General features: G+C 55.7%; 21 protein-coding genes and 1 pseudogene. 11 read left to right on the forward strand and 11 right to left on the reverse strand.

Translation table 11 applies throughout. The features are described from left to right. Window positions 1–16 precede the first annotated feature (16 nt). Entirely contained in the window at window positions 17–1,078 is a 1,062-nt protein-coding gene (locus GS646_RS10590) for a maleylacetate reductase (RefSeq protein WP_171182518.1), read from the reverse strand. 105 nt (window positions 1,079–1,183) lie between these two features. On the opposite strand from GS646_RS10590, the gene GS646_RS10595 reads away from it, so the two are divergent. Beyond that, entirely contained in the window at window positions 1,184–2,113 is a 930-nt protein-coding gene (locus GS646_RS10595) for a LysR family transcriptional regulator (protein ID WP_171182516.1), read from the forward strand. Between the two features lie 193 nt (window positions 2,114–2,306). Here the strand turns inward: GS646_RS10595 and GS646_RS10600 are convergent. Further along, window positions 2,307–3,014 (reverse strand): annotated as a pseudogene (locus tag GS646_RS10600) (IS6 family transposase). Window positions 3,015–3,144: 130 nt separating this feature from the next. On the opposite strand from GS646_RS10600, the gene GS646_RS10605 reads away from it, so the two are divergent. Then, the gene (locus GS646_RS10605; RefSeq protein ID WP_171182514.1) at window positions 3,145–3,420 is read left to right on the forward strand and encodes a hypothetical protein; all 276 of its coding nucleotides are present in this window, start codon (window positions 3,145–3,147) and stop codon (window positions 3,418–3,420) included. 105 nt (window positions 3,421–3,525) lie between these two features. On the opposite strand, the gene GS646_RS10610 is transcribed toward GS646_RS10605, so the two are convergent. The 5 genes from GS646_RS10610 to GS646_RS10630 all read right to left on the reverse strand — a co-directional run bounded on the left by GS646_RS10610 (window position 3,526) and on the right by GS646_RS10630 (window position 7,842). Continuing rightward, complete coding sequence (locus GS646_RS10610) at window positions 3,526–4,488, reverse strand: ion transporter (RefSeq protein ID WP_171646743.1); 963 nt, start codon at window positions 4,486–4,488, stop codon at window positions 3,526–3,528. Then, window positions 4,481–5,671, reverse strand: coding sequence for a low temperature requirement protein A (locus GS646_RS10615; protein WP_171646741.1), 1,191 nt, complete (start codon window positions 5,669–5,671; stop codon window positions 4,481–4,483). The genes GS646_RS10610 and GS646_RS10615 overlap by 8 nt, the downstream gene beginning before the upstream one ends. Window positions 5,672–5,870: 199 nt before the next feature. Continuing rightward, on the reverse strand, window positions 5,871–6,524 hold the full coding sequence (locus GS646_RS10620; RefSeq protein WP_171182508.1) for a DsbA family oxidoreductase: 654 nt from the start codon (window positions 6,522–6,524) through the stop codon (window positions 5,871–5,873). Window positions 6,525–6,527: 3 nt separating this feature from the next. Then, window positions 6,528–7,247 carry a glutathione S-transferase family protein gene (locus GS646_RS10625; protein ID WP_171182506.1) on the reverse strand — a complete coding sequence of 240 codons (720 nt, stop codon included), beginning with the start codon at window positions 7,245–7,247 and terminating at the stop codon, window positions 6,528–6,530. Then, window positions 7,234–7,842: an NAD(P)H-dependent oxidoreductase gene (locus tag GS646_RS10630; protein ID WP_171182504.1), complete on the reverse strand. Its 609-nt coding sequence runs from the start codon at window positions 7,840–7,842 to the stop codon at window positions 7,234–7,236. Before GS646_RS10630 ends, GS646_RS10625 begins: the two co-directional genes overlap by 14 nt. A 124-nt stretch (window positions 7,843–7,966) precedes the next feature. On the opposite strand from GS646_RS10630, the gene GS646_RS10635 reads away from it, so the two are divergent. From GS646_RS10635 to GS646_RS10675, 9 genes are all read left to right on the forward strand, one after another. Beyond that, window positions 7,967–8,338: a helix-turn-helix domain-containing protein gene (locus GS646_RS10635; RefSeq protein ID WP_253746361.1), complete on the forward strand. Its 372-nt coding sequence runs from the start codon at window positions 7,967–7,969 to the stop codon at window positions 8,336–8,338. A 608-nt stretch (window positions 8,339–8,946) separates the two neighbouring features. Then, a complete protein-coding gene (locus GS646_RS10640) occupies window positions 8,947–9,531 on the forward strand; it encodes an ANTAR domain-containing response regulator (RefSeq protein WP_171182502.1) in 585 nt (194 codons plus the stop codon). Next, entirely contained in the window at window positions 9,528–10,697 is a 1,170-nt protein-coding gene (locus GS646_RS10645) for an ABC transporter substrate-binding protein (RefSeq protein ID WP_171646739.1), read from the forward strand. The genes GS646_RS10640 and GS646_RS10645 overlap by 4 nt, the downstream gene beginning before the upstream one ends. A 271-nt stretch (window positions 10,698–10,968) precedes the next feature. Beyond that, window positions 10,969–12,333: a CmpA/NrtA family ABC transporter substrate-binding protein gene (locus GS646_RS10650; RefSeq protein WP_171182499.1), complete on the forward strand. Its 1,365-nt coding sequence runs from the start codon at window positions 10,969–10,971 to the stop codon at window positions 12,331–12,333. 73 nt (window positions 12,334–12,406) lie between these two features. Continuing rightward, the gene (locus GS646_RS10655; protein ID WP_171182497.1) at window positions 12,407–13,489 is read left to right on the forward strand and encodes an ABC transporter permease; all 1,083 of its coding nucleotides are present in this window, start codon (window positions 12,407–12,409) and stop codon (window positions 13,487–13,489) included. 5 nt (window positions 13,490–13,494) lie between these two features. Then, window positions 13,495–15,174, forward strand: coding sequence for an ABC transporter ATP-binding protein (locus tag GS646_RS10660; RefSeq protein WP_171182495.1), 1,680 nt, complete (start codon window positions 13,495–13,497; stop codon window positions 15,172–15,174). 4 nt (window positions 15,175–15,178) lie between these two features. Beyond that, window positions 15,179–17,614 (forward strand): nitrite reductase large subunit NirB, encoded by a 2,436-nt coding sequence (gene nirB / locus GS646_RS10665; RefSeq protein WP_171182493.1) that lies wholly within the window; start codon window positions 15,179–15,181, stop codon window positions 17,612–17,614. Continuing rightward, window positions 17,611–17,943, forward strand: a complete 333-nt coding sequence (gene nirD, locus GS646_RS10670; protein ID WP_171091868.1) for a nitrite reductase small subunit NirD — start codon at window positions 17,611–17,613, stop codon at window positions 17,941–17,943. Before nirB ends, nirD begins: the two co-directional genes overlap by 4 nt. Then, complete coding sequence (locus GS646_RS10675) at window positions 17,943–20,597, forward strand: nitrate reductase (RefSeq protein ID WP_171646737.1); 2,655 nt, start codon at window positions 17,943–17,945, stop codon at window positions 20,595–20,597. The genes nirD and GS646_RS10675 overlap by 1 nt, the downstream gene beginning before the upstream one ends. 307 nt (window positions 20,598–20,904) lie before the next feature. On the opposite strand, the gene GS646_RS10680 is transcribed toward GS646_RS10675, so the two are convergent. The 4 genes from GS646_RS10680 to GS646_RS10695 all read right to left on the reverse strand — a co-directional run bounded on the left by GS646_RS10680 (window position 20,905) and on the right by GS646_RS10695 (window position 26,546). Then, entirely contained in the window at window positions 20,905–22,884 is a 1,980-nt protein-coding gene (locus GS646_RS10680; protein WP_171646735.1) for a bifunctional 2',3'-cyclic-nucleotide 2'-phosphodiesterase/3'-nucleotidase, read from the reverse strand. A 285-nt stretch (window positions 22,885–23,169) separates the two neighbouring features. Continuing rightward, window positions 23,170–23,874, reverse strand: a complete 705-nt coding sequence (locus GS646_RS10685; protein WP_371732106.1) for an IS6 family transposase — start codon at window positions 23,872–23,874, stop codon at window positions 23,170–23,172. A 97-nt stretch (window positions 23,875–23,971) separates the two neighbouring features. Continuing rightward, window positions 23,972–24,424, reverse strand: a complete 453-nt coding sequence (locus GS646_RS10690) for a GNAT family N-acetyltransferase (RefSeq protein ID WP_170353132.1) — start codon at window positions 24,422–24,424, stop codon at window positions 23,972–23,974. Between the two features lie 55 nt (window positions 24,425–24,479). After that, window positions 24,480–26,546, reverse strand: a complete 2,067-nt coding sequence (locus GS646_RS10695; RefSeq protein ID WP_171646731.1) for an FAD-dependent oxidoreductase — start codon at window positions 26,544–26,546, stop codon at window positions 24,480–24,482. Window positions 26,547–26,596: the final 50 nt, after the last annotated feature.

The raw sequence follows: 26,596 nt of genomic DNA on the forward strand, positions 1-26,596 counted from the left end.
CCTTGACACGGTGAACTCAAACGCCTGGGGCGTTTCCTGCCCAAGCATTTTGAAGCAGCGCCCGCAGTCCATCAGCAGTGACCGGCTGCGGGTTCCAATACGGGTTCTTGAGTGCGATTTCTGTGGCGCGGTCCAGATCGGCCTCAGACAGGCCAAAGTCTTTTAGAGCCATCGGTGCGCCCATGGATTTGGAAAAATTCCAAAGCGCCTGACCGGGCTCGGAGCCTCCAAGAATGTCCGACACAGGCGTCAACAGGCCCGGTACACCCGCCGCGTTGTAGGCGATGGCATGGGGCAGAATGACTGCGTGGGTTTCCGCGTGTGGCAGATTGAAGGACCCGCCCAGCGTATGGCAAAGCTTGTGATGCAACGCCATTCCGACCAGACCAAGCACCGTACCGCAGGCCCATGCGCCACGCTGCGTTTCTTCTCTGGCTTTCAGGTCGTCGGGGCTTGCCACAACGGTCGGCAGGCCCTCCGCAAACGCTTTAAGGCCATCGATAGCCAATTCCGTGGTCTGATCCGTACGATCCTTGGCATAAAGCGCCTCAGTTGCATGAGCCATTGCGTTCAAGGCGCTGGTCACGGTCATTGCGGGTGGCAATGACGCCACAAGTTCGGGATCGTACAGAATGACCCGCGGCAGAACCTTTAGGTCTGTAAGGGTGGTTTTGATGCCATCCTCAGTCTGACCCAGGATCGGAGTAGCCTCGCTGCCGGCATATGTGGTCGGGATGGCGATTTGTGGCAAACCGGTCCGAAGAGCAATCGCTTTGCCTAAGCCAATCGTCGAACCTCCACCGATAGAAACAATGCTATCGGCTTTGACTGACAACGCGTGTTCAACCGCTTCTTCGGTCACGTCGACAGGTGTGTGCATCGTTGCCCGGGTGAAGACGCCTGCCGCTCGATCCCCAACAGATGTTGCAAGCTCCATTGCCATATCGACTTGCTGAGGCGTCGACAGGATCAGCGCCTTGTTCGATCCCAGCTCCGCCAGCTCCGCGCAGATGTCGTTGCGCAAACCTGCGCCGAACCGGACTTTCTGGCCATTGATGCTGGTAGTGCTGAGAGCCATTGGGCGGGTTCCTGACAAGCGTTGGATTGCGGGTCTGGAGGGAACGCTAGCAGGCAAAGACAGCGCTCTTGATCGAATTATCGGCTGTTAATATAACTTTGAGGTATGAAGCTTGATCCAAGACATCTCGAGATTCTCGCGGCTATTGTCGAGGCCGGAGGGTTGACCGAAGGCGCTGCTTTACTTGGGAAATCTCAACCCAGTGTCTCCAGAAGTGTCTCGTTGTTAGAAGACCGAGTGGGGGAGCCTTTGTTCCTGCCCACCCGAAGGCCCTTGCAACCAACTGAGCTTGGTCTCGCTTTGGCTCAGGAGGGACAAAGAATTCTGAACGCGGGTCGTCATGCGAGCCGACTGGTCGACGAGCACCGTCAAGGCCTTGCTGGTGCGGTTCGGGTTGCGGGCACACCGATCTTCATGGACGGCGTCATCTCGAACGTGATTGCAGAGTTTCAGGCCGAGTACCCCAATATTCGGATCGACCAATCCTATGGGTACCCCACTGAACTTTTGTCCCAACTGTCCGCCGAAACTCTGGACCTCGCCATTCTTCCAATGCGCCCGGCTGACGTTTCTGATGAGTACGAATTTCGTCAAATTCTGCCTGGTCGAAACGTCATTGCGTGCCGCGTTGGGCATCCATTGGCGCGCAAAAAAGAGGTAAAGCTGGAAGATATCACCGAGTTTTCCTGGATCGCGCCACCTGCGAACAGCCCGCTGTTTCGTGACTTGAGAAACACGCTGGACGGCATCGGTATGCGAGACTTGAAAATCAGTTTTACCGGCGGGTCTTTGAGTGCGGTTGTCAACGTTCTGACGGGCTCAGATTCCCTAACCGTTTTGCCTTTTTCTGTAGTCTACATGATGCAAAAGCAAAAAACTCTGACAGCACTGCCGATAAAAATCGGTGATCCCGACCGACACTTGGGTTGCGTTACGCTAAGCGCCCGAAGCATGCCGGCTTCGTCAAACCGCGTGCTTGAGTTCATAAAGCAGAAGTTTGAAATGCTTGATCGATTGATTTGTAACGCGGGATGATCTTTCTGAATGGTCTTGTGTAATAAAACATGAGAGATGGGGTGACTATGTGAAGCCCACACGAAGTTTGGGGCGGATGTTGTTCAATGCGTGCAGCCTCAAGGGTCCTTTTGGGTTTGGTGGTCATCTGTGTGTTTCAAGGTGCTGTAAGACGAATTCTAACCAGCCTCAGTTTGACGCTAAAACCGCGTACCTATCTGGAACAAAGTTGACGCCACTCGGTGAGAACAGCGGTGCGTGTCAGCTTGAAGGTGTCTCGGCTGGCTAGCGTTCTTTCCTTGTTGAAGTTGTTGTCGACAGAGGAGTGGAAGGAGGCGAACTTCTGCAGGCTTCGCATGCGCCTGAAACGTTGCATGGCGCGTTCGCGCCGTCGGAACGGAAGGTGCGAATTCCCGACGTGGTTGTTGAGCCACCTGTTCGTCCTTTGTTTTTCGGTAACGCCAAGCAATCTGAGAGCGGCCCGGTACGATGCGAAACGATCCGTGACGACAGTTTCCGCTTTGCCGTGCCGCTTCATCAATTTCTTGTGGAATTTCAGTACTGAAGCTGTGTTTCGGCGTTTGGTGACAACGGCTTTCAGTACCTCGCCTTCGTTATAAACAGTCCGCCAAAGATAATGCCGCTTGCCATTTATCTTCACGAAAACCTTGTCCACGTGCCATTTCCATTTCGAGAACGCGCGCAGTTGCTAAAAACGCTTCCGGCTTATCTAAGCGGCAAACATCGGGCCAAACCTGTTCCACCAATATCGGACAGTTTCGCGACTCACGTCGATGCCTCGCTCGTGCAACAAATCTACGACACTCCGAGGCGAGAGCGGGAACGGGATGAACAGCATCACCGCAAGGCGGATGATCTTGGGACTAGTAAAAAAGTAATTGAAAGAGGTAGGTCTGATCATTGGCAAAAGCTGCGCAACACCCCTGCCCGGCTCAACCCACGTTCTTGTGACAAGACCCTCCGAGGTTCTATCCGGTCTCGCGAACAGGCAATTTGCTAAAATCGAAGCGGCGAAACAGCCCGATCCAGTAATGCACCTAAAGACCTATCTCGATCGATTTCTGGCGTCCAACTTGTCGCTGCCTGATGACGCGCAGCTGACTGTGCGAGCGTTATTGGACGTTCACGCAAATGCCAAAGTTTGGCCTATGAAGGCCTATCTGGACAGCTTGAATGAGATCGCCAGCCACACCCCGGTCGGGCAGGAATTAAGTAAAATCAAACTCCACGCCCGGGTATTTCAACTGATCGGAGCCGTGCGGTATTTTGCCATTTCGATGAACGCGATTGGGGGAATGTACGGATAAACGAATACCGGCGAACTGACGGCTCGTTTTTCCAAGCAAATCTCAGACACGGTAGACAGCTTGTTCGGGTCGTCACGCTGACGAGTGCAGAACGGAAGAGACTGTTCAAGGCCTGTCACTTTGCTTCGTTGGCTGACCGCAGGTAGGACAGTGATCAACCTGTGACATCGTTTCGGTATGCACGCGGTTTCGGATATGATCGGCAGCGCGGCGCGAGAGACCCAATTGCTTGCGAACTGCGTCAATTTCTTTCTCATCGGCCTCGCAGATATCGCCGTCTTCCAATGCCTTTCGAAATTCACGTTCCAGGCTGGCCCGTCGGCGGTGCAATTGGTCGTTCAGGCCACTGGCAATGATCCCTGCAGGCAACGCAGCCATACCGATTCCAATCACCGTGATCGCAGCGCCGAAGATCTTACCGGCAACTGTCACGGGCGTCACGTCGCCGTAACCAACGGTCGTCAGCGTTGCCATCGCCCACCACATCGCCGCTGGGATCGAGCCGAATGCCTCCGGTTGCGCCTCGTGCTCTGCCAGCCAAGCACCGCTGGCCGCAAAGATCAGCATCACCATCAGGATGAAGAAACCCGCAAAGAATGCGCCAGCCTCTTCCTCAAACACAGCAAGCAGCATGCCGAGTGCAGGCGAGTACCGAGTGAGTTTGAGTAGCCGCAACATACGGAAGGTTCGCAGTAGACGCAGATCAACCGGGAAGATCAAGTAGAGCAGCGCAGGTAAAATCGCCAGTAAATCGATGATGGCGATCGGGGAGACGGCCCATGCAGCGCGCGTTTTGTAATTTGGGTTTTCAGTGGCGACCCACAGCCTTGCCGCGTATTCGACCACGAAAACAAACAAAGAAAGACCCTCAAAGAAGTTCAGCGCCAAGCCCCAACGGAAATATATGGAGTCAACCGTTTCCAGGATAACGGCGGCCACGTTCAGCGTGATTAGGGCAATTAGAGCTATTTCAAGCAACCAGGGACCGGTGGCCGCCCGGTCCGGGCGCTCGAGCCACCAATAGACTTTTCTTTTTAGATAGCTTGAACTTGTAAGTGCCTCACTCATGTCGAAACTGCGTCCAGGCGCGCGTCAGGGGGATCACGATTTGCGATAGCAAAGCTGTCCCCCAGATCAGATTGCCTACCAAAGAGGGGACATGTGGGACGACAAAGAAACAGCCGATTGCAAGAATGATCCCAAACACCCGCACATCCCAGCGTCCAAAGTCCGATGCGAGGCGGTGTTCAATAACGTTCTGAAGCACCCAAAGCATAGCGATATATCCTGCCAGGCCGAAACAGCCTATGGCGGCATATTCGGTAGGATATGGTTCCCAAAATCCGACTTTGACCTCGGCAGCAAGAGCCACGCCGACCATGACGCCGCAAAGCATCAAGATCAGGTGCGCAAGCCACCAGATGACCAACGTCGACACCTTTTTGTCCTTTGGTTTGGCGTTGCCGACAAAGTCGAAATAGATCCAACACATCACGAACATCGAAACGCCACCGATGACGAAGTTGACCAGCACATCAGGTGATACTTTGTAAATGCCTTTCTCGGACAAGGTGACGACCAGTTTGAAGAACCCTTCGCCCAAAACGATCAGTGTCAGCAGAGCAAACCGTTCGGCCATGTGGCCAAGGCGGGGAACGAACCGCTCAAACCGCAGGACAGTGACTCCCGGGATCATGTACATTGCCTGCGTGGCCACCATAGCTGCCGCGAATACCCAATAGGTAAGCGAAGTTGGCAAAAAAGCCGCGATGGCAAAGATCACCGCAAAGACCGAAAAATTGCGGATCTGGGCGGTCGACATCGACTTGCCTGATGAATTGGCTCGCCGGGCGCGATAGTACAGCGCCGCGATCATGGCCCTGTTCGCAGCAAATCCTAACGCGAAGAAAACCCAACCCTTTCCGTCAATAGCCGGGATCGCAGCTGCCATGAACATCACAGTGCAGATCATCACGGCCATAATCAGCCGGTGCCAGAAATCGGTGCTGACGTAGATTGAGTTGAATATGCTGAGTTCGCCCCATGCGTACCAGAGCGTGATGAAGACCCCAGCGAACACAAGAAACCCATGTAGATCGAGATGATGCGACAAGTAGTTGCCCAGCAGAAAGATCGTCACGACATGGATCAGGTCGTAAAACAGCTCGGCCCAGTGGACATGGTCGTGCGCGTGGTCGAGGTCTTGGTGATGTTGCGGCTTCCGCCAGATGGGGTGATCATGCAGTGCCATGAATTAGGAACTCTTACAGGTTGAGAGGCTATAGTGGCCGGCATGCGGCCACCCCGACTGAGGTTTTACTTTAAGAGGAAGGTTGTCGCGGAGACTAACGTCATGCAACCCCAACAATGGTTATTCAGCGATGGCACGCCGGGCAACACCCGTTCGATCGTGGAGTTGTTGCGCCGGAAGGGTCCGGAAGTCACGGGCGTTAAGCGGCCCTGTTGTCTCGTAAATGCAGCAGGATGCGGGCGTAGTTTTCCTCGCCCTGTGCGCCGGTCACAAGGTGATGGTGATCGAACACCATTGCGGGCACACCCTGAACACCTCGGCTGATCCAGTATTGCTCTTTCTGGCGTATGCGGTCAGTCCGGTCACGGCTTTGCAACATTGCCTGCGCGTCCGCGTGGTTCAGCCCGATGCCAGCGGCCGCATCGGCCAGAACCTTTATGTCCGAGATGTCCTCGCGGTGTGTAAAGAACGCCGAAAAAAGCGCCTGCTTCATTTCGTGGCCTTTGCCTTGCTCGGCGGCCCAGTCAATCAATTGATGCGCGCAGAAGGTGTTATACATGCGCATGTCATCGGCGTAATTGAACGTGAACCCCAGTGCTGCACCCATCTCGGTCAGGCGGGCTCGTGCCTGGATCGACCCTTCCAACGTGGTCCCGTATTTCGATGCCAGATGGTCGCGCAGGTTCTCGCCGCCTTCTGCCATCTCAGGGTTCAGTTCGAATGGTTGCCAGTGGAGATCAAGTTCGACGCCGGTGTCGCGTGCGGCTTTGGCCAGCTGGTAGTAACCAATCACACACCACGGACAAACAACGTCGGACACGATATCGACACGGAGTGGGGGAGCATCTGGCACGGCTTAGGTTCCTTTCACGTCGCCGGAAAAACGCGCCGCGTTTTCCTTGGCAAAGGCGCTGGCATCTGCGCTGGTGTCCCAGAACTGAGGGTTAGCCTTGGGGATGGTCAGCGCTCGCTGCACGGCGGGCCGGGCATCGATACGGTCAAACCAGGCGTTCAGATGCGGAAGATCCGACACATCCACCCGGGCCCAGACATAGGCACGCGCCCACGGGTACAGCATCATGTCAGCGATGGTGTATTCGTCCGCTGCAATCCATTCACGCCCGTCCAGCCGTGTGTTCATCACCTCCATCAATCGGCGGCTTTCGTCCACGTAGCGACGGATCGAGAACGGCTCTTCATGGCCATTTGGCGCAGCGATATGCTGGAAATACATCGCCTGTCCCATCATCGGTCCCACATGGCCGACCTGAAACAGCATCCACTGCACAACCTCGGACCGCTTGACCGGGTCCGACGGCAGGAATTTTCCATATTTCTCGGCCAGATGCCACAGGATCGCGCCGGATTCGAAGATGGCACGGCCTTCCGAGCGGTCCTCAATCGTTGGGATCTTTCCGTTTGGGTTCAGCGCTAGGTAATCCGGCGCCTTCTGTTCCTGTTTGGAAAAGTTGATATGGGTCAGTTCGTAGGGGATACCTGCCTCTTCCAGAAAAATGACCGGCTTGTAGCCGTTCATCGTGCCTGCGGTATACAGGTGAATATCAGGCTGGGACATGTTCAACCTCGACAAAAGTGGATTTCAGATGCGCGTCAAATCGAGCGAAATCGGCCTCGATTTCGGGGTTCTTCATAACATCGAAGGCAGCGAATGTCGGTAGGGCCTGCATACCGAAGAACTTGGCGTTCAGATGAATCGGGCGCAGCAGATCGTCGACGCTTGCTCCAGCAAAGAACGGCTCGGCGGGGTTGTCGAATGCTTCTTTCGGCGCATTGAATGTCACCGACAGCATGTATGTCATTCCGTTCAGTGATCCACCCATGCCGTAGTTGGCTTTTGGTGCGTCGGCGGTGCGACCGTCGCCTGTGCATAGGCGGCCATCCATTCCGGCTGTGTAGACCTCATCCATATATTTTTTGAAGATCCATGGGACGCCCATCCAGTTTACCGGGAACTGCATGATGACCGTATCTGCCCAAACGTGCGCCTCGACCTCTGAATTTGCGTCATAGCCATCAGCAACGGTGGTCATGCGTACTTCGTGGCCCATTGCGGCCAACGTGTCACGTGCGCGTTCGACGAGGCTGGCGTTCAACTGTCCGGGGGCGAACTCGTAGGGCTGGGCGCCGTTCACGATGAGGATTTTACTCATGTCCGTATCCTATATGTGCATTCTCTGAACCCTTGACTTTCGCCGGGTTCAGAGAGCATTTGAGAGTGCAGGTGTGAGAAATCAACTAGTATACTTTTAGTAACCTAGCTATCTGAGCGAAAGGATGACGATGCGAGCGCGGATTGAAGAGGACGCCAAGGGCCGTCGACAGGTCTCAGAGACCTGTCTGGAGCCATGCGCAATCGAAAGAGGGATGCGGATCATTGGTGGAAAATGGACCGGATCGATCTTGTGGCACCTCAAAGATGGTCCCGTACGTTTCAACGATCTGTCGCGTATGATCGGTGGAGCAAGCAAGAAGATGATCGCTGAGCGGTTGCGCCAGCTAGAGGATCAGGGGCTGGTGAGCCGACACGTGATGGATACCGCGCCGGTTTCCGTGCAGTATTCTATCACTGACCTTGGACGCACGGCACTTGGGTTTCTCGACGAATTGCGAAAGTGGAGCGAGGAGTTGCCTAACCGCTTACAGTGATGACTTTAGTCAATTTTCAATGATCTTAAAGCTTGAGTTGTTCTGACTGCGTACCGAACGAGGTTTTCACCAATCTGTCGATGAAGTGACAAGGTTACTTGCAACGGTAGTCCAAGGGTTTGCTTTCCCGAAGAAAGCAGTGTGAACAAATTTCTGCCCTCCGCTCAGTGCCATTTGAACCGACAGGTGACGTAACAGCTGTCCCGCAGGCAACAAGTTTTTTTGAACTAGGTTCTGGCATCCACAGCGAACGGCTGCTTTGGTGGCCGCAACGCGGCAGCGGCTTTGCCAAGTAAGCGGCAGCAAAGACCAGTCGATATGCATTGCGATTTCCGCTTTGCCCCGCGTTTCGGCCATTGGCACTAAGCGCAGCGAATGTCTGCCATCCGCCCATATTGTATTTCGCAATTGTCGCAAAACGCAACGAAGCCTCAATTCGCTAGGAAAGCCACTACGGCAGCTTTCTTTGATGGCATGCAAAAAAACTGTGCAGATATTGCGCTACACGCAAAATATAAGCTGAGAAATTGGGCGGACCGGCAGTCCGATGACTGCGTTTGATGACGTTGCAATTGCGATCAATGAGGCTTGGGCTCACTTGAGTTTCTATGAAACAACACCTGACTGTCGTTGTAGTAGAGCAGAATCAAGAACGTGCCTTTGCAATTGTAGACGCCTTAAAAGAGTCTGGGGACGTGGAGGTTTTTGTGATCGGCAATGTCTCCGGGCTGGCACGCAAAATCGCTACGCATGGCCCAGACATTGTTCTGATTGATATCGACAATCCCTCGCGCGATATGCTGGAAGAGCTGACCGTCGCGTCGGGTCCATTGGAACGTCCCGTTGCTATGTTCGTCTCGGGCGCAGCGGGCGGGTTGGCGAAAGCCGCTGTTGAGGCTGGGGTGTCAGCATATGTGGTCGACGGGTTGCAGGCTGAACGCATCAAACCTGTGATCGATACGGCCATCGCCCGCTTTCAGGTACTACGCCAGATGCGGACCGAACTGGCCGAAACCCGCCGTGCGCTGGAAGAGAGAAAAGTGATCGACCGCGCCAAAGGGCTGTTGATGAAAGCAAAGGGCGTGTCAGAGGACGAAGCTTATGCCCTGCTGCGCAAAACCGCGATGAACCAGAACCGCCGGGTCGCGGATGTGGCGGAAGCCCTGGTCACTGCTTCGGGGTTGTTGTCATGAGAACCGTTGCCCTACCCGTCGCCTACATGCCTCTGGTCGACGCGGCTCCGCTGATCGTTGCGCGCGAGATGGGTTTTGACCATGCCGAAGGCATCTCGCTCGACCTGCGTCCGGCCCCTTCATGGTCCTCTCTGCGCGACATGCTGGCCTTTGGGCATGTGGACGCAGCACATCTGCTGTCACCTGTCCCAGTTGCCATGGCCTTGGGTCTTGGTGGCATTGCCACACCGCTATCCGCTGTGTCTGTCTTGTCCTTGAATGGCAACGTTATTGGCGTTGGATCTCAATTGGCTGAGCGTCTGGCCGATCAGGGCTATGACTTCGATTTCTCCGATGCCGCCGCCGCTGGGGCCGCGCTGGCAAAGGCCGCTGGCGACGTTTTGGTGTTTGGCGTGCCCTTTCCGTTTTCAATGCATGTTGAGTTGCTGCGCTATTGGGTTGCGGGAACCGGACTCGCCTCGAAGCAGGTCGAAATCCGCACCGTTCCGCCCCCTCTCATGGCGCAGGCGCTTGCGGGTGGCGAGATTGACGCCTTCTGCGTGGGCGAGCCTTGGGGCTCATTCGCTGTGGATGACAATGTTGGAGCCTTGCTTTTGCCCGGTAAGGCGATCTGGACCTGCGCACCTGAAAAAGTGTTGGCGGTCAGAAATCACTGGGCAGAAAACGAACCGCATTTGCTGGGCGCACTCATGCGGGCCGTTTGGCGTGCGGGTCGTTGGCTGTCAAACGCGGACAGCCGAACAACCGCATCCGAGATGCTGTCGCGTAAAACATACCTTAACGTCTCTCCCGAGCTGATTGACCGAGCGCTGATGGGCGAATTCACTATCTCGGCACGCGGTGAGCAACGCCGTGTAAAAGGGTTTGTCGAGTTCTACGACGGTGCTGCCACCTTCCCTTGGCGCAGTCAGGCCAAGTGGATCGCGCATCAGCTGGCACTACGGAACGGGATCGATGTTAGCACGGCCGAACGTCAGGCAGCCCGAGTGTTTCGCAGCGATCTCTACCGGCGCGAACTGTTCGGGTTAGGTGCCGAAACCCCCGGAGCGTCGGAGAAGCTGGAGGGGGCGCTTCCAGTGTCGACTGCTGTAGCGTCGACAAACGGAAGCCTGATTCTGCCGCCGAATGTCTTCTTCGACCGTCGTATTTTCGAGCCGACAGGGTAAGATCGCCTATTTTTTTTTGCATTGCAGCATCAATTCACGCTGCAATGCAGAAAAATCGCGTTTTGACGCCAAAAACTGGATGACCGCCTAGATCAAGGATGTCTTAATCGGGTCATCGGTAGGCAACGAAGCCCACCGTCGGAATTCGCCCAACTGTTTGGGCACCTCACAAGAGCAAAGCCGCTCGACCAACCGCCAACTCCTCCCGGCGGTGTGTGTCGGCGGCTTTTTTGTTTGCCCAGCGGGTTGGGCTGAACCGAAAGGGATCGAAATGAAAAAGCTTTTACTAGGCCTCGCTGCGACAACGGCGCTTGTGTCTCCGGCACTGGCCGAACTGGAACTGGAAAAAGACGAGCTGACCTTTGGCTTTATCAAGCTGACCGACATGGCACCGTTGGCCGTCGCCTATGAGAACGGATATTTTCTGGACGAGGGTCTGTTCGTGACGCTTGAGGCACAGGCTAACTGGAAAGTCCTGCTGGACGGTGTGATCGACGGGCAGCTGGATGGCGCGCATATGCTGGCCGGACAGCCTTTGGCCGCAACCATTGGCTACGGTACCGAAGCCCATATCATCACGCCATTTTCGATGGACCTGAACGGCAACGGCATCACCGTATCCAACGAAGTTTGGGAAGAAATGAAGCCGAACATCCCCAAGATGGAGGATGGTCGCCCGCAGCACCCGATCAGCGCCGAGGCGCTTGCTCCGGTAGTCGAGAAGTACAAATCCGAGGGAAAACCCTTTAACATGGGCATGGTCTTCCCGGTTTCGACACACAACTACGAACTGCGTTATTGGCTGGCGGCAGGTGGACTGCATCCAGGTTTCTATAGCCCCGAAAATGTGACCGGTCAGATCGGCGCGGATGTGTTCCTGTCGGTGACGCCTCCGCCGCAGATGCCTGCCACGTTGGAGGCCGGTACGATCTTCGGCTACTGCGTGGGTGAGCCGTGGAACCAGCAGGCTGTGTTCAAGGGTATCGGCGTACCGGTGATCACTGACTATGAGCTGTGGAAGAACAACCCCGAAAAGGTCTTTGGCCTCAATGCCGAGTTCGCTGAACAGTACCCCAACACCACTCTGGCCGTGACCAAGGCCCTGATCCGGGCCGCGATGTGGCTGGACGAGAACGAAAACGCCAACCGCCCCGAAGCGGTCGAAATGCTCAGCCGCCCGGAATATGTGGGCGCAGACTATGAGGTCATCGCCAACTCGATGACCGGAACGTTTGAGTATGAGAAAGGCGACAAGCGTGAGGTTCCCGATTTCAACGTGTTCTTCCGCTACAACGCGACCTATCCCTTCTATTCGGACGCGGTCTGGTACCTGACCCAGATGCGCCGTTGGGGTCAGATCGCCGAAGCGAAACCAGACAGCTGGTATGACGAAGTCGCAAAGTCTGTCTACAAGCCCGAAATCTATCTGGAAGCCGCACGCCTGCTTGTCGACGAAGGCCTTGCGAATGAGGCCGACTTTCCTTGGGAGAGCGATGGTTACAAAGCGCCGACCCCAGCCGAGGATATCATCGACGGCATCGCCTATGACGGCCGTACCCCCAACGCCTATCTCGAAAGCCTGTCCATCGGTCTGAAGGGCGATCAGAAGATCGTCGGCTCGGACGTGCAAGGCTAATCCCGAAAATCCGCGCCCGGCATCTGCCGGGCGTGGCCCAAATATTGCCCCGCCATCGCAAGGACAAGATCAGATGACAACGGTCGATCCAGAATTCAACGCAGACGCCGCCCGAGAGGCGCGCCGCGCCCGCCTGTTCACCCGCATCAACGCCGCAGACAAGTGGTTTCAGGTGCTTGGCCTTAGCTGGGCCACCCCTGTTCTGAAGGCTGCCGCCGGAGACAATCCTCGGGCCCAGGTGACCGAGATCTGGCGTTTGCTGATCGTGCCTTTGTTGTCGATCTGTGCCTTCCTGCTTCTGTGGGCGACACTGGCCCCGAAAGTGCAGACCTCTTTGGGTGCAGTACCCGGACCGGCTCAGGTCTGGGAAGAAATGCTCAACCTCAACGAGGACGCACAAGCGAAGGCTGCCAAACGCGCCAAGTTCGAGGCTATGGTAGAGAAACGGAACCAGAAGCTGATCGATGCGGGCCGGGCGGATGAGGTCAAGCAAGTCGCCTATACCGGTGCGCCGTCCTACTATCAGCAGATCTGGACCTCGATCAAAACCGTGTTCTTCGGGTTCCTGATCGCGACCGTAGTAGCCGTACCTTTGGGGATCGCCGCTGGTCTGTCCCCAACTGCGAATGCGGCTCTGAACCCACTGATCCAGATCTTCAAGCCGGTCTCGCCGCTGGCATGGCTGCCGATTGTGACCATGATCGTCTCGGCGGTTTACGTCACCAATGACGGCTGGTTCGCGAAATCCTTTCTGATCTCGGCCATCACCGTGACACTTTGTTCGTTGTGGCCGACCCTGATCAATACCGCACTGGGCGTGGCGTCCATCGACAAGGACCTAGTGAACGTCTCCAAAGTTCTGAAAATGAACACTTATACCAAGATCACCAAGCTGGTGCTGCCTTCAGCGCTGCCGCTGATTTTCACCGGCCTGCGCCTGTCACTGGGTGTCGGCTGGATGGTTCTAATCGCCGCGGAAATGCTGGCGCAGAACCCCGGTCTGGGCAAATTTGTCTGGGATGAGTTCCAGAACGGTTCCTCCAGTTCGCTCGCCAAGATCATGGTTGCAGTCTTCACCATCGGCATCATTGGCTTCCTGCTGGACCGGGTGATGTACGCGCTGCAATCCCTGTTTACCTTCACGAATAACCGGTGATCGAGATGAGCATTCTTAGCTTCAAGAACGCCTCGAAATCCTTCGGCGAGGGCACTGCGCGCACGGATGTGCTGAAAGGCATCGATCTGGACGTGCAAGAGGGCGAGTTTCTGGTGATCCTCGGCTTCTCGGGCACCGGCAAGACCACCCTGATCAACCTGATGGCGGGGCTTGATAGCCCGACCAGCGGAGAGGTCACGTTCAAAGGCGCTCCGGTCAAAGGGCCAGGCCCGGAACGGGGCGTGATCTTTCAGAACTACTCGCTGATGCCGTGGCTAACGGTCAGCGGCAATGTGGGGTTGGCGGTCGATACGGTCTTCCCCGGTCTTAGTAAGACCGAAAAGGCCGAGAAGGTAGCGCATTATGTGCAGATGGTGGGCCTTAGCCATGCTGCTACGCGCCGCCCCGCAGAACTGTCCGGCGGGATGCGCCAGCGGGTCAACGTGGCGCGCGCCTTGTCGATGAACCCTGAGGTTCTGCTGCTGGATGAGCCTTTATCGGCGCTTGACGCGCTCACCCGCGCCAATCTGGCGGATGAGATCGAGCATATCTGGGAAGCTGACAAGAAAACCTGCGTTCTGATCACCAATGATGTGGACGAAGCGATCATTCTGGCCGACCGCATAATTGCCCTGAACCCTGATGGAACGCTGGGTCAGGAGTTCCGCGTGTCGATCCCGCGCCCGCGCGAACGCAGTGCCATGAACAACGATGAGACGTTCAAGCGCCTGCGCGCTGATGTCACCAAATACCTGATGGATGTGGGGATCGAGGCCAAGGTTGAAGGCTCGCGCATCCTGCCCGACGTGACGCCAATTCATGGCGTGCCCACGGCGGTAGCAGAGGCGCAGAAGGGGATGATCCAGGACCGGTTCCTCGACTTCTCACAATTGCACAAGGTCTACCCTACGCCCAAGGGCCCTCTGACCGTGGTCGAAGATTTCGACCTGAAAATCGACAAGGGCGAGTTCATCTCGTTGATCGGCCATTCGGGCTGCGGCAAGTCCACCGTTTTGACCATGGCAGCCGGGCTTAACGGCATCTCGAAAGGCGCGATCAAACTGGACGGTCGTCACGTCGAAGGGGCTGATCCAGAACGCGCCGTGGTGTTCCAATCGCCTAACCTGTTCCCCTGGCTCAGCGCCAAAGAGAATGTCGCGATCGGTGTGGATAAGGTCTACCCAAAAGCCAGCATGGCCGAGCGGCAGGATGTGGTCGAATACTATCTGGAACGCGTTGGTCTGGCCGATGCGATGGACAAATCCGCCTCTGACCTGTCGAACGGGATGAAGCAGCGCGTCGGCATCGCCCGCGCTTTTGCCCTGTCTCCCAAACTCCTGTTGCTGGATGAACCTTTTGGAATGCTCGACAGCCTCACCCGCTGGGAATTGCAGGAAGTGCTGATGGAGGTCTGGTCCCGCACCAAGGTCACCGCGATCTGTGTGACCCATGATGTGGACGAGGCGATCCTGCTGGCCGACCGCGTGGTGATGATGACCAACGGCCCACAGGCGACCATCGGCAAAATCACCAAGGTCGACCTGCCACGCCCACGCACGCGCAAAGCCCTGTTAGAGCACCCAGATTACTACGCCTACAGGCAGGAAGTCCTCGATTTTCTGGAAGAATACGAACATGGCGCCAAACCCAAAACACCTGCCCCCAAGGCGATTGCAGCGGAGTGAGATCATGAAGCAAAGACTTGTAGTCATTGGCGCAGGTATGGCCTCGGGGCGGGTGCTGGAGCACCTGACCGACGCCGCGCCGGATGCGTTCGACATCACCCTGTTCAACGCCGAGCCGCGCGGGAATTACAACCGCATCATGCTCAGCCCGGTGCTGTCGGGCGAGAAAACCTATGAAGAGATCGTGACCCACGACGATGCCTGGTACGCCGCGCGGGGCATTGCCTGCCGCTTTGGTGAGAAGGTTGAGAAAATCGACCGCGAGATGAAGGTGGTCGAGGGTGCAAATGGCCACATTCCATACGACAAACTGGTTATCGCGACGGGGTCGAACCCGTTCATGATCCCTCTGCCCGGCCATAATCTGGACGGAGTGATTGCCTATCGCGATCTGGAAGACACCCAGCAGATGATGGGTATGGGCCCGAACAACAAGGTTGTCGTGATCGGCGGCGGCCTGCTGGGGCTTGAGGCCGCTGCGGGCATGGCCGCGCATGGGGTCGACGTGACCGTCGTTCACATCATGGGCCACCTGATGGAGCGTCAGCTGGACGAAGCCGCAGGGTATTTGCTGAAGAAGTCGCTGGAAGACAAAGGTATCAAGATCTGCCTGCAGGCGAACTCCAAAGAAATCCTTGGGGAAGACGGCAAGGTCCGCGCTTTGTTGCTGGATGACGGGACCGAACTGCCCTGTGATCTGCTGGTCATGGCGGTGGGCATCCGACCCAATACGGCGCTGGCGCAAGAGGCTGGTCTGGCCACCGGGCGTGGCATTCATGTGGATGACCAGATGGTGACCTCGGACCCGGATGTCTTTGCGGTTGGTGAGTGTGTCGAACATGACGGAGAGGTCTTTGGCCTTGTCGCACCGCTCTACGATCAAGCGAAAGTCGCAGCGCAGGCATTGCTGGAGGAAGACGCTGCTTTCATGCAGAAAACACTGTCGACCAAGTTGAAGGTCACCGGCTGCGATCTGTTCAGCGCTGGCGACTTCGCCGAAGGGCCAGGACGTGAGGATATCGTGTTCCGAGACCCCTCGCGCGGGGTCTACAAACGCCTTGTGATCGAAGAGGATCGTCTGGTTGGCGCCGTTATGTATGGCGACACGGCCGATGGCAGCTGGTTCTTTGGCCTGATCAAGGATGGCACCAGCATCGAAGAGATGCGAGAGACACTGATCTTCGGCCCGGCCTATCAGGGGGGCGATACCGCGGACCCTCTCTCAGCCGTTGCAGCATTGCCGCCTGAGGCGGAGATTTGCGGCTGCAACGGCGTATGCAAAGGCGAGATTGTCGAGGCGATCAACGCAGGCGCCGACGATCTGGACGCGGTTCGTGCAGGCACCAAGGCGAGTGCGTCCTGCGGCACCTGTACTGGGCTGGTGGAACAGGTGTTGCAGGTCACATTGGGTGACGACTTCCAGATGCCAACGGCGCAACCAATCTGCGGCTGCACCGATCTGACGCATGAGGATGTACGTCGTCTGATCAAGGGCCAGGAACTTAAAAGTCAGGCTGCCGTCTGGCAAGATCTTGGCTGGACGACGCCCAATGGCTGCCATGTCTGCCGTCCGGCGATCAACTATTACCTGCTGACGGATTGGCCGCTGGAGTATCAGGACGACCCGCAAAGCCGCTTTGTGAACGAACGCAAACACGCCAACATCCAGAAGGACGGCACATTTAGCGTTGTACCGCGTATGTGGGGCGGGATCACCACGCCTGACGAACTGCGCGCCATTGCAAATGCGGCGGACAAGTACGATGTGCCCACCGTCAAGGTTACTGGCGGTCAGCGGATCGATCTGCTGGGCGTCAAAGGCGAAGATCTGCCCGCCATATGGTCAGACCTGAACAAGGCCGGGCTGGTCTCTGGCCACGCCTATTCCAAAGGTCTGCGCACGGTCAAAACCTGCGTCGGCACCGATCATTGCCGGTTTGGTACACAGGACAGCACTGGGCTTGGCATCAAGCTTGAGAAAATCCTGTGGGGGTCGTGGACGCCGCACAAGCTGAAGCTGGCCGTATCCGGCTGCCCTCGAAACTGTGCCGAGGCGACGTGCAAGGACATCGGCGTGGTCTGCGTGGACTCAGGCTATCAGATCAGCATCGGCGGGGCCGCAGGCATGGACGTCAAAGAAACCGAATTGCTCTGCCAGGTTCCCACCGAAGACGAAGCAATCGAGATTGTGATGGCCGTCACGCAGGCCTATCGCGAAGGCGGTAAATATCTGGATCGCCTGTATAAATGGTTGGGTAAGGTCGGAATGGGCTGGGTCCAAGCTCAGGTTGTTGAAGACCTTGAAAACCGCGCCGCCCTGGTCGCCCGGTTCGAACTGTCGCAGAGCATCTACCGCAAAGACCCGTGGGCCGAACACGTCAAAGAAAAAGCGCGGACCTACGCGCCAATTGCAGATTTCACACTGGAGGCCGCGGAATGAGCTGGATCGACATCGGACATATCGACGAGGTTCCCTTGCGAGGGGCGCGTCTGGTCAAGACGCATATTGGCTGCATCGCAGTCTTCCGTACTGCCGAGGCGGAGGTCTTTGCCGCGACCAACAGCTGCCCGCACAAGGGCGGTCCGTTGTCTGAGGGTATCGTGCACGGGCAGTCGGTGACCTGTCCTTTGCACAATTGGGTATTTGACCTGAACACGGGCGAGGCGCAGGGCGCTGATGCTGGCCGCATCACCATCTATCCCGTGCGCCTTGAAGAGGACCGTATCCTGTTGGACGACAGCGCAGTTACCCGGCGGAGCGCCGCCTGATGGACGGAAGTGGTCTGCCCGAAGTTCGCTCGACTTGCGCCTATTGCGGGGTCGGTTGCGGTGTGCTTCTGCGACCCGATGGGGCCGGAGGCTTGACTGTTCGCGGTGATCCGGATCATCCGGCGAATTTCGGGCGTTTGTGCTCGAAAGGCTTGGCTTTGGGCGAAACAGTCGGGCTGGAACATCGGTTGCTGGCTCCTCGCGCCTTCGGCCTGGACACAAACTGGGACAAGGCGCTGCAGCTGGTCGCAGATCGGTTTTCTGCTGCAATCAAGAACCATGGACCGGACAGCGTGGCATTTTACGTCTCGGGGCAGTTGCTGACAGAGGATTACTACGTCGCCAACAAGCTGATGAAGGGTTTCATGGGGTCGGCCAACATCGACACCAATTCTCGACTGTGTATGGCGTCAACAGTGGCCGGACACAAACGCGCCTTTGGCACAGATACGGTGCCCGGGACTTATGAGGATCTGGACGAGGCTGATTTGGTTGTCTTGGTTGGCTCAAACCTTGCTTGGTGCCACCCCGTTCTCTATCAGCGCGTGATAGCCGCACGTCAGGCGCGCGGTACAAGGATTGTGGTTGTCGATCCGCGTCGAACAGCAAGCTGCGATCAAGCAGATCTTCATCTGGCGTTGCAACCTGGCAGCGACGTGGCGCTGTTTAATCGACTGCTAACCAGAATTCACCAGACGGGGCATGTGGCACCGGATTTTCTGGATCGCAGCCATGGGTACAATGAAGCCCTCGAACTCGCCCAGCTTGATGATCCTGATGAGACCGGGCTTACCCCAGATGAAATCGAAGCGTTTTGCGATCTGTGGATTGGAACCGAGCGGGTTGTTACGATTTTCAGTCAGGGCGTGAACCAGTCTTCCAGTGGTACAGATAAGGTCAACGCGATCCTGAACTGCCATCTGGCCACCGGGCGGATCGGGCGCGCAGGGATGGGTCCGTTCTCGGTCACCGGTCAGCCAAACGCCATGGGTGGTCGAGAGGTTGGCGGTCTGGCCAACATGCTCGCATGTCACTTGGATATTGAAAACGAGGCCCACAGATCAGCCGTCCGGGACTTCTGGAAAGCACCAACGATGCCGGAGGAGCAAGGGCTTAAAGCGGTGGACTTGTTTCGCGCTGTCGAACGCGGTCAGATAAAAGCACTTTGGATCATCCACACCAATCCGGCGGCCACCATGCCGGATGCCGACCGGGTGAAGTCAGCGATCGAAAGTTGTCCATTCACAGTTGTCAGCGACCTGACTGCCCGGACAGACACCGCGCGTCTCGCAGACGTATTGCTTCCAGCGGCAGGATGGGGCGAAAAATGCGGCACTGTAACCAATTCAGACCGCACGATCAGCCGACAACGCGCCGTTTTAACCCCTCCGGGACAGGCACGCGCGGATTGGGATATTTTGGCCGAGGTGGGTCGCCGCATGGGGTGGACCGAGGCATTTAGCTATAAGACCCCTGCTCAGATTTTTCGAGAATACGCTAAGATGACCTCGCTTGCCGTAGCATTTGGCAAAGACTTGGATATTACAGAATTTTCGGACATTGATGACGCGGGCTACGAAGCGCTGAGCCCGACAATGTGGCCGACGACATCCCGCAATTCGAATGGTCGTTTTTTTGGTGATGCGCAGTTTTTTCATCCTGATGGCAAAGCACGTTTTGTTCCCGTCACCCATCGTTCACCCAAAGCGGCGACTTCTGAACAATACCCGTTTCTGTTGAATACAGGACGAAACCGGGATCAGTGGCACACTATGACCCGGTCTGGGTTGTCTCCGCGTCTTTCGGCCCATTTGGCTGAACCATATGTCGAGGTTAATCCGAAAGACGTTGATCGGTTGGGTATTGGTGCCGCAGACTTGGTCGAGCTCAACAGCGCAGTCGGAAACGGCATCTTTCGACTTCGCATCACAGACACGGTCGCTCCAGGTCAAGTGTTTGCTCCCATTCATTGGACAGGTGAAACGGCACCAACAGCCCGTGTGGATGCGCTTGTTCCAAGTGTAGTTGATCCAGTCTCTGGACAACCTGAGAGCAAGGCGGCGGCTGTTTCGGTGCGACGTATGAATGCTTCGTGGTACGGCTTCGCCGTGTCTGTCGATGCGGTCTCACCTACGGCAGAATACTGGGCAATGAGCAAAACGGCCAAGGGTTACAGGATCGAGTTAGCAGGGAAGCAAGACATTGACGATTGGGAACAGAAAGCCCGAGATTGGTTTGGACTACCCGATGCCGTAGTGACCTCAATCGAAGATCCCAAACGCGGCTCGCACAGGATCGCGTTGTCTGACGGTCAGCGCCTTTTGGCAGCGCTCTTTGTCTCGCGCCAACCTATCACACTGATGCGAGATTATTTGGCAACATTGCCTGAGGTCTCATTCCATCAGATTCTGTCTGGCCGGTCATCTACTGCGTCTGAAGATTGCGGACCGATCGTCTGTTCGTGTTTCGGCGTCGGGCTAAAAACCATCATCGACGCCATTCAAGAAAAACGGTTGATCAATGTGGACGATATCGGAAATGCCCTTCAAGCTGGAACGAACTGCGGTTCATGCCGACCAGAGTTGGCTGACTTGGTCACCGAGCATTCGAAGTTGAAACGCAAAAACCCGAAGAATTGCCTTCAAGAACAATAAAGATTGGCGTGGGATCTTCGAGCAGAACTGCGGTTTGCTTTAGTTGGCGTTCTAATTAAGCATGGGTTCTGTTCATTCTATACCACATATCCAATTTAGCCTTACTTGGGGACGACGACGGCTTTGCCTTCTATTCCAGAACTCCACCCGTGTCCGAGTTTCGCGTCTGAAGTAAATGTCTCCTCTGACGAGCCGCACTGTAGCTACAGCGCCGAAATTCGCATCGCCACTACGGGCCTCGAGTCAACTGAAGCAAGCCCGCCACCTTCCTTATTTGATGGCGGGTGATATTCGCGCCCAAATTGAGTCAGAGCTTGATCCGGAAGGCTGCAAAGCCGTCAGCACCTTCTCCGGCGTCCTCGATTGTGACTCCCTTGACGTCGCCCATATAGTCTCGTGCTTTTGGGCCGGTCTCGAACAATACAGTCGTGTCCGCAAGCGGAGCAAAAGACCAGTTGGCATCTGCCTTTGGATCAATCGTTCCTTGCTCGACAATGTAGCGCACGATGACATCGCGGTTCGTATCTGGGGCTTCGAATACAATTGTGTCACCCAACGCTCCGGGGAAGGATCCACCGCCTGACGCACGATAATTGTTGGTGGCGATAATGAACTCCATGTCTTTGGTAACCGGTTCGCCGTTGTACGAAAGATTCACAACCCGCGCTGCATCCGGGTTAATCTCTTCGCCTTTGGGTCCGAAGCGCGAGGGTTGGGACAGGTCAATTTCATAGGTCACGCCATCCATGACGTCGAAGTTGTAAGATGGGAATTCCGGGTTCAGCAGGATTGCATCTTTTGAACCCGTTTCAACCTGATTGAACATTCCGGCCGACCGTTCAAGCCAGCCTCTGACTTGCGCACCATTCACGCGGACCGCGCGGACCGTATTCGGATAGAGATACAGATCGGCAACGTTTTTGATGGCAACGTCACCAACGGGAACATCGGTGTAGTATTCCGGACCGCCGCGGCCACCAGCTTTGAAAGGTGCTGCCGCAGACAGGATCGGCAGGCCTTCATGTTCGGTGCCTTTCAACATCTCTTCGACATACCACTTCTGTGCAATTGATACGATTTGGACAGACGGGTCATCCGCGACCAGCGCGAAATAGCTGTGCAGCGGGGCCGAGGTCTTACCAACAGCGCGACGCACATAGGCCAGCGTTTCGTCGTGAACTGTCGCAACCGAGTCGAGGACTCGCTGATCATCTTCGACCAAGGCGGTGATGGATCGGTCTTCGTTCCTTTGGGAAATAGGTCGCGCCTCGGATGTGGTTGTCACCACACGCCATTTATTTCCATCCCGTTCCAGCAGCAGATCCAGTACACCAAGATGCGAGCCCCAGAAGCCGCCCATGACGGCGGGCTTGCCCATCAGTGTGCCTTTTTCAACATCGATGCCGGGACGGTCCGCAAATGTTGGCGACGGAAAGACCAAATGGTTGTGACCCGTGGCAAGCGCGTCGATCCCTTCAACGCCAGCCAGCACGACCGAAGCGTTTTCCATACCGTCTTCATGGTTGGCGTCGCCAATTCCCGAATGCGACAACGCAATGATCAGGTCGCAGCCCTGTTCCTGCATCTCAGGCACATAGGCTTTGGCCGTCTCAACAATATCCCGCGCTTCGACATTGCCCTCGAGATGCTTGCGATCCCAGTTCATAATCTGCGGCGGGGTGAACCCGATCACACCAATCTTGATCGGATGCTTTGTGCCGTCACCCACTTCAATCTCTCGGTCGAGAATGGCGTAGGGTTGAACGAACGTCTTGTCCTCGCGCGGGCTTGCGCCTTTCTCCTTTGCTACGTTAGCCAGAACCACTGGGAAATCCGCACCTGCCAAAGAGGTCTCAAGAAAGTTCAACCCATAATTAAACTCGTGATTGCCCAGTGTGGTCGCATCATAACCAACTGTGTTGAATGCGGTGATTATTGGGTGGCTGTCACCTTCTTTCATACCGCGTTCATAGGCGATGTAATCACCCATCGGATTGCCTTGAAGAAAGTCTCCGTTATCAACCAAAATCGAGTTGGTCGCTTCCGCGCGGATTTCATTGATGATCGAGGCCGTACGGGACAGTCCTACCGTGTCGCGGGGCTTGTCGGCATAGTAATCATAGGGGAAGACGTGAACATGAATGTCTGTAGTTTCCATGATCCGAAGATGCGCTTGGTTGTTGGCCGCGGCAGCAGAGAAAGGATGAAGCGTAACTGCAGCAGCACTCGCAGCTGTCGTGTACAGAAACTGGCGACGCGAAAATAGCGGACGGTTAGAGAACGACATGGGGCACCTCTCAAGTGGGTTGGTCAACGCGTCTTGTTCTGGCTATTCACAACATCCGTATGACACGAGTTGCGAGAACATCTGTCGCGTTATTCATAGGCGGGTGTATTCAATACCATACCCAAATACCCGGATTTTGCTATGGTGTCGCAGGTAGTGAACTTAAGCTTCTCTTTGCTTGATCAAACTAACCCTTAAATTTCCTGAAGATACGAAGTTGAATGAAGCGGAGGGTGCTGTCAGACGAATTCGAACCAGTCTCAGTTTGCCGCGGAAACCGCGAACCTATCCGGAACAAAGCTGATGCCACTCGCTAAGAGCGGCGGCGCGGGTCAGCTTGAAGGTGTCTCGACTGGCTAGCGATCTTTCCTGGTTGAAGTGATTGTAGACGGAGGAATGGACGGAGGCGAATTTCTGTAGACTTCGCATGCGCCTGAAACGCTGCATCGCGCGTTCGCGTCGTCGAAACGGCAGGTGTGAATTCTCGGCGCGGTTGTTGAGCCACCTGCCCGTCTGTTGTTTTTCGAACGCGCCTATTTCTCTGAGCGCAGCCTTGTAGGAAGCGAAGCGATCTGTGACGACCTCCTTGGCGCAACCGTGCCGTTTCATCAATTTCCTTAGGAATTTTAGTGCTGCAGCCTTGTTTCGGCGCTTGGTGACAACGGCTTCCAGCACTTCACCTTCGTGAACTACTGCACGCCACAGATAATGTCGCTTGCCATTCACCTTTACAAAAACCTCGTCCACGTGCCACTTCCATTTCGAGAACGCGCGCAGCTGCTGCACACGCTTCCGTCGGATCTCAGCTGCAAACATTGGACCAAACCTGTTCCACCAATATCGGACGGTTTCGTGGCTCACGTCGATGCCTCGCTCGTGCAACAGATCTTCGACATTTCGAAGCGAGAGCGGGAAACGGATGTACAGCATCACCGCAAGGCGGATGACCTCGGGACTGGTTTTGAAGTACTTGAAAGAGGCAGGTTTGATCATGGGCAAAAGCTACGCAACCGTCCTGCCTGCCTCAAGACAAGTTCTTCTGACAAGACCAGCGCTAAGACGAGTTTTTCTGGCAAGTCGCTACCAATTATTCATCTTTTTCATAAACTATAAATGGCGTTCTCTTAGCGACTTTGTCGTACAGAACTCGACCGGGATAATTAAATTCTTGAGTTGTCCAGTAGGTGGTCGGAACACCGTCCTGCTTGGCGATCTGGAAGACAGTTTCGATTAGAGCTCGACCAACACCTTTTCCTCTAACCTGCTGATCAGCGAAGAGATCCATCAAATAACAGGTATCCTCCACCGACCACATGAACCTATGGTAAAGGTAGTGCGCTAGTCCAACCGGTTTCCCTTCTAACTCAGCGATGAGGCAATTGTATTCACCTGCATCTGTTGACAACAATCTGTTGAACGAAACCTCGTAGACTTCTTCTGAGACAGAGGTCTCGTAGAAATCCAAGTATGCCGTCCATAAGCGCCGCCACTCTTCGTTGTCTTTCAATTCAAGCGGACGGATGATTAAGCCTTCCGGCATGGGTGATTTCTCCTGCGTTCCCTTGAGTGCGTACAACCGAGATCGTCCAGCGCAGTCAAATCGGCTGCTGCCGGACATCCAGACGATCATGTCTAAGTGGAATGTCCTCATCCACTGCTTCGTCCAATTCCTGCGCGTATCGATGGCCTGAATAAACCGCTGCCGCAATTATCGCCGGAGCGTCGCAATCTCCTATGCGACGAAGGCTGAACGGCAAATCCTCGGAACTCGCCCGCCCCAGCAATCCCCTGTAGAGACCATCATTTGGCTTCCGAGCAGTAACCATCACTATGTTGGCAACCGGAACATTCACATTTGGACCGCCATAGGCGCACTCCAACTCTGCGATTTCGCCATCAAATTGCTTAAGCGACTTTGACGGCAGGACCTCGACCCCTAAGCGAATCAAATGCGTTCTGATGCGCCAACGTTCGGACGTATTTCTTGCCCAGTCAGAAACACTGTCAAACGGTGTGACCAGCGTGACGGGATGTCCCTGCGTTCTGATTTTTTCAGCAACAACACTGGCCATGTAGTAGCCATCACCATCAAAAACGAGCGTTGGTCCAATGGGAAGATTCCCATCCATGATGTCATCGGGAGTAAAGACCCGACCTAAGGCTGACCCTTTTGCGACCGGGGCGAAACGTTCTTCGTCAAAATGCTCTTTTCGCCAAGTCGCGCCGGTTGCGATCGCAACGTGGTCAGCATCGACGGCCAAGATATCGTCAACTGTCAGCGGGCTTTCACGGTAGATTTCAACGTTGGGCATCTCCATCAATTGCTGCTCGCGATAATCTTTGACGCGAATGTACTCGCTCATTCCAGGCAGAGCCGCTTCGCGCGAGACCCTGCCACCCAACTCACGAGTAGCTTCCGCCAATTGGACATCATACCCACGCACGCCAAGTGCCCGTGCCGCTTCCAGTCCGGCAGCGCCTGCCCCGACAATCAAGACGCGCGCATCTGAGGATTTCTTACGAATGATTTCAGGGTGCCAGCCTTTGCGCCACTCCTCTCCCATTGTTGGGTTCTGAGTGCATCGAATAGGTACCCCTATCGAGTCACTGGCGTAACAAACATTGCATCCGATACACTCGCGGATCGCGGACAAGCGTCCTTCTTCGATCTTCTTTGGAAGGTAAGGATCAGCGATTGAGGGGCGTGCAGCCCCAATGAAATCCGTAATCCCCCGCCTGACTTGCGAGACCATGGTATCAGGTGACGTGAAGCGACCAACGGTCACGACGGGCTTATCCGTCACGGACTTGACCCAATGCATATAGGGTTCAAGAGCAGCTTCTTTAGTAAAACGGGAGACACCCATCTCAACCGAGTAATCTGCGATGTTGATATCCCACAAATCCGGAAGATCGGAGAGCATCTCAAACATCTCTCGTCGCTCACCATAGATTGGCTGGCCATCCTCGCCGATCTCTTCGTCAGCCGAGAACCGAACGGCCACGGCGCACCGGTCGCCAACGGCGTCCTTGGTTTCCTGAATCAATTCTCGGGTGAGACGCACCCTATTTTCTAAGTTGCCACCATATTCGTCACCGCGCGTATTCACGCGCGGATGCAAAAAACTCGAGATCAGGTATCCGTGCGTTGCATAGACATAGACAACGTCAAATCCAGCGTCCCGTGCCCTCAATGCGGCCTTTCGATGCCAGCGGCGTAGATCCCGGATGTCCTGCTTGTCCATTGCACGGGTCTGAAAAGGGTGCCCTTTCGTATTGGGACGGCTGTCGACGTCCATGCTCGGCAACCGGGAAAACAAGTTGTTCGAGTTGGCGCCTCCGTACCAAAGCTCAGCACCTGCCAGGCTACCGTATTCGTGTACGGCATCGGTCATAAGTGTGTGCGCCCGAACATCACTTTCATCCCAAAGCGAAGCATAAGGATGCGGTAGGTCATCAGACGACGGGTGGATCGAGTTATACTCTGTGCATATGACGCCCCACCCCCCTTGCGCCTTCACTTTTCGCATTGCAGCAAGAGTACGCGGATATTGCCAACCCATACCTGTACAGTGCGGCACCTGATAGAACCGATTTGGCGCAGTAACTGGCCCGATTTGAACCGGTTCGAAAAGGATATCGTAGCGAGGGTCCCTATCCATTTTTTGATCCTTGGTTGGCTGCGCCATGCGCTGGCTGATCTTGTCTGGAG

It is taken from the genome of Ruegeria sp. HKCCD4315 (genome assembly GCF_013112245.1).
Taxonomy (GTDB): domain Bacteria; phylum Pseudomonadota; class Alphaproteobacteria; order Rhodobacterales; family Rhodobacteraceae; genus Ruegeria.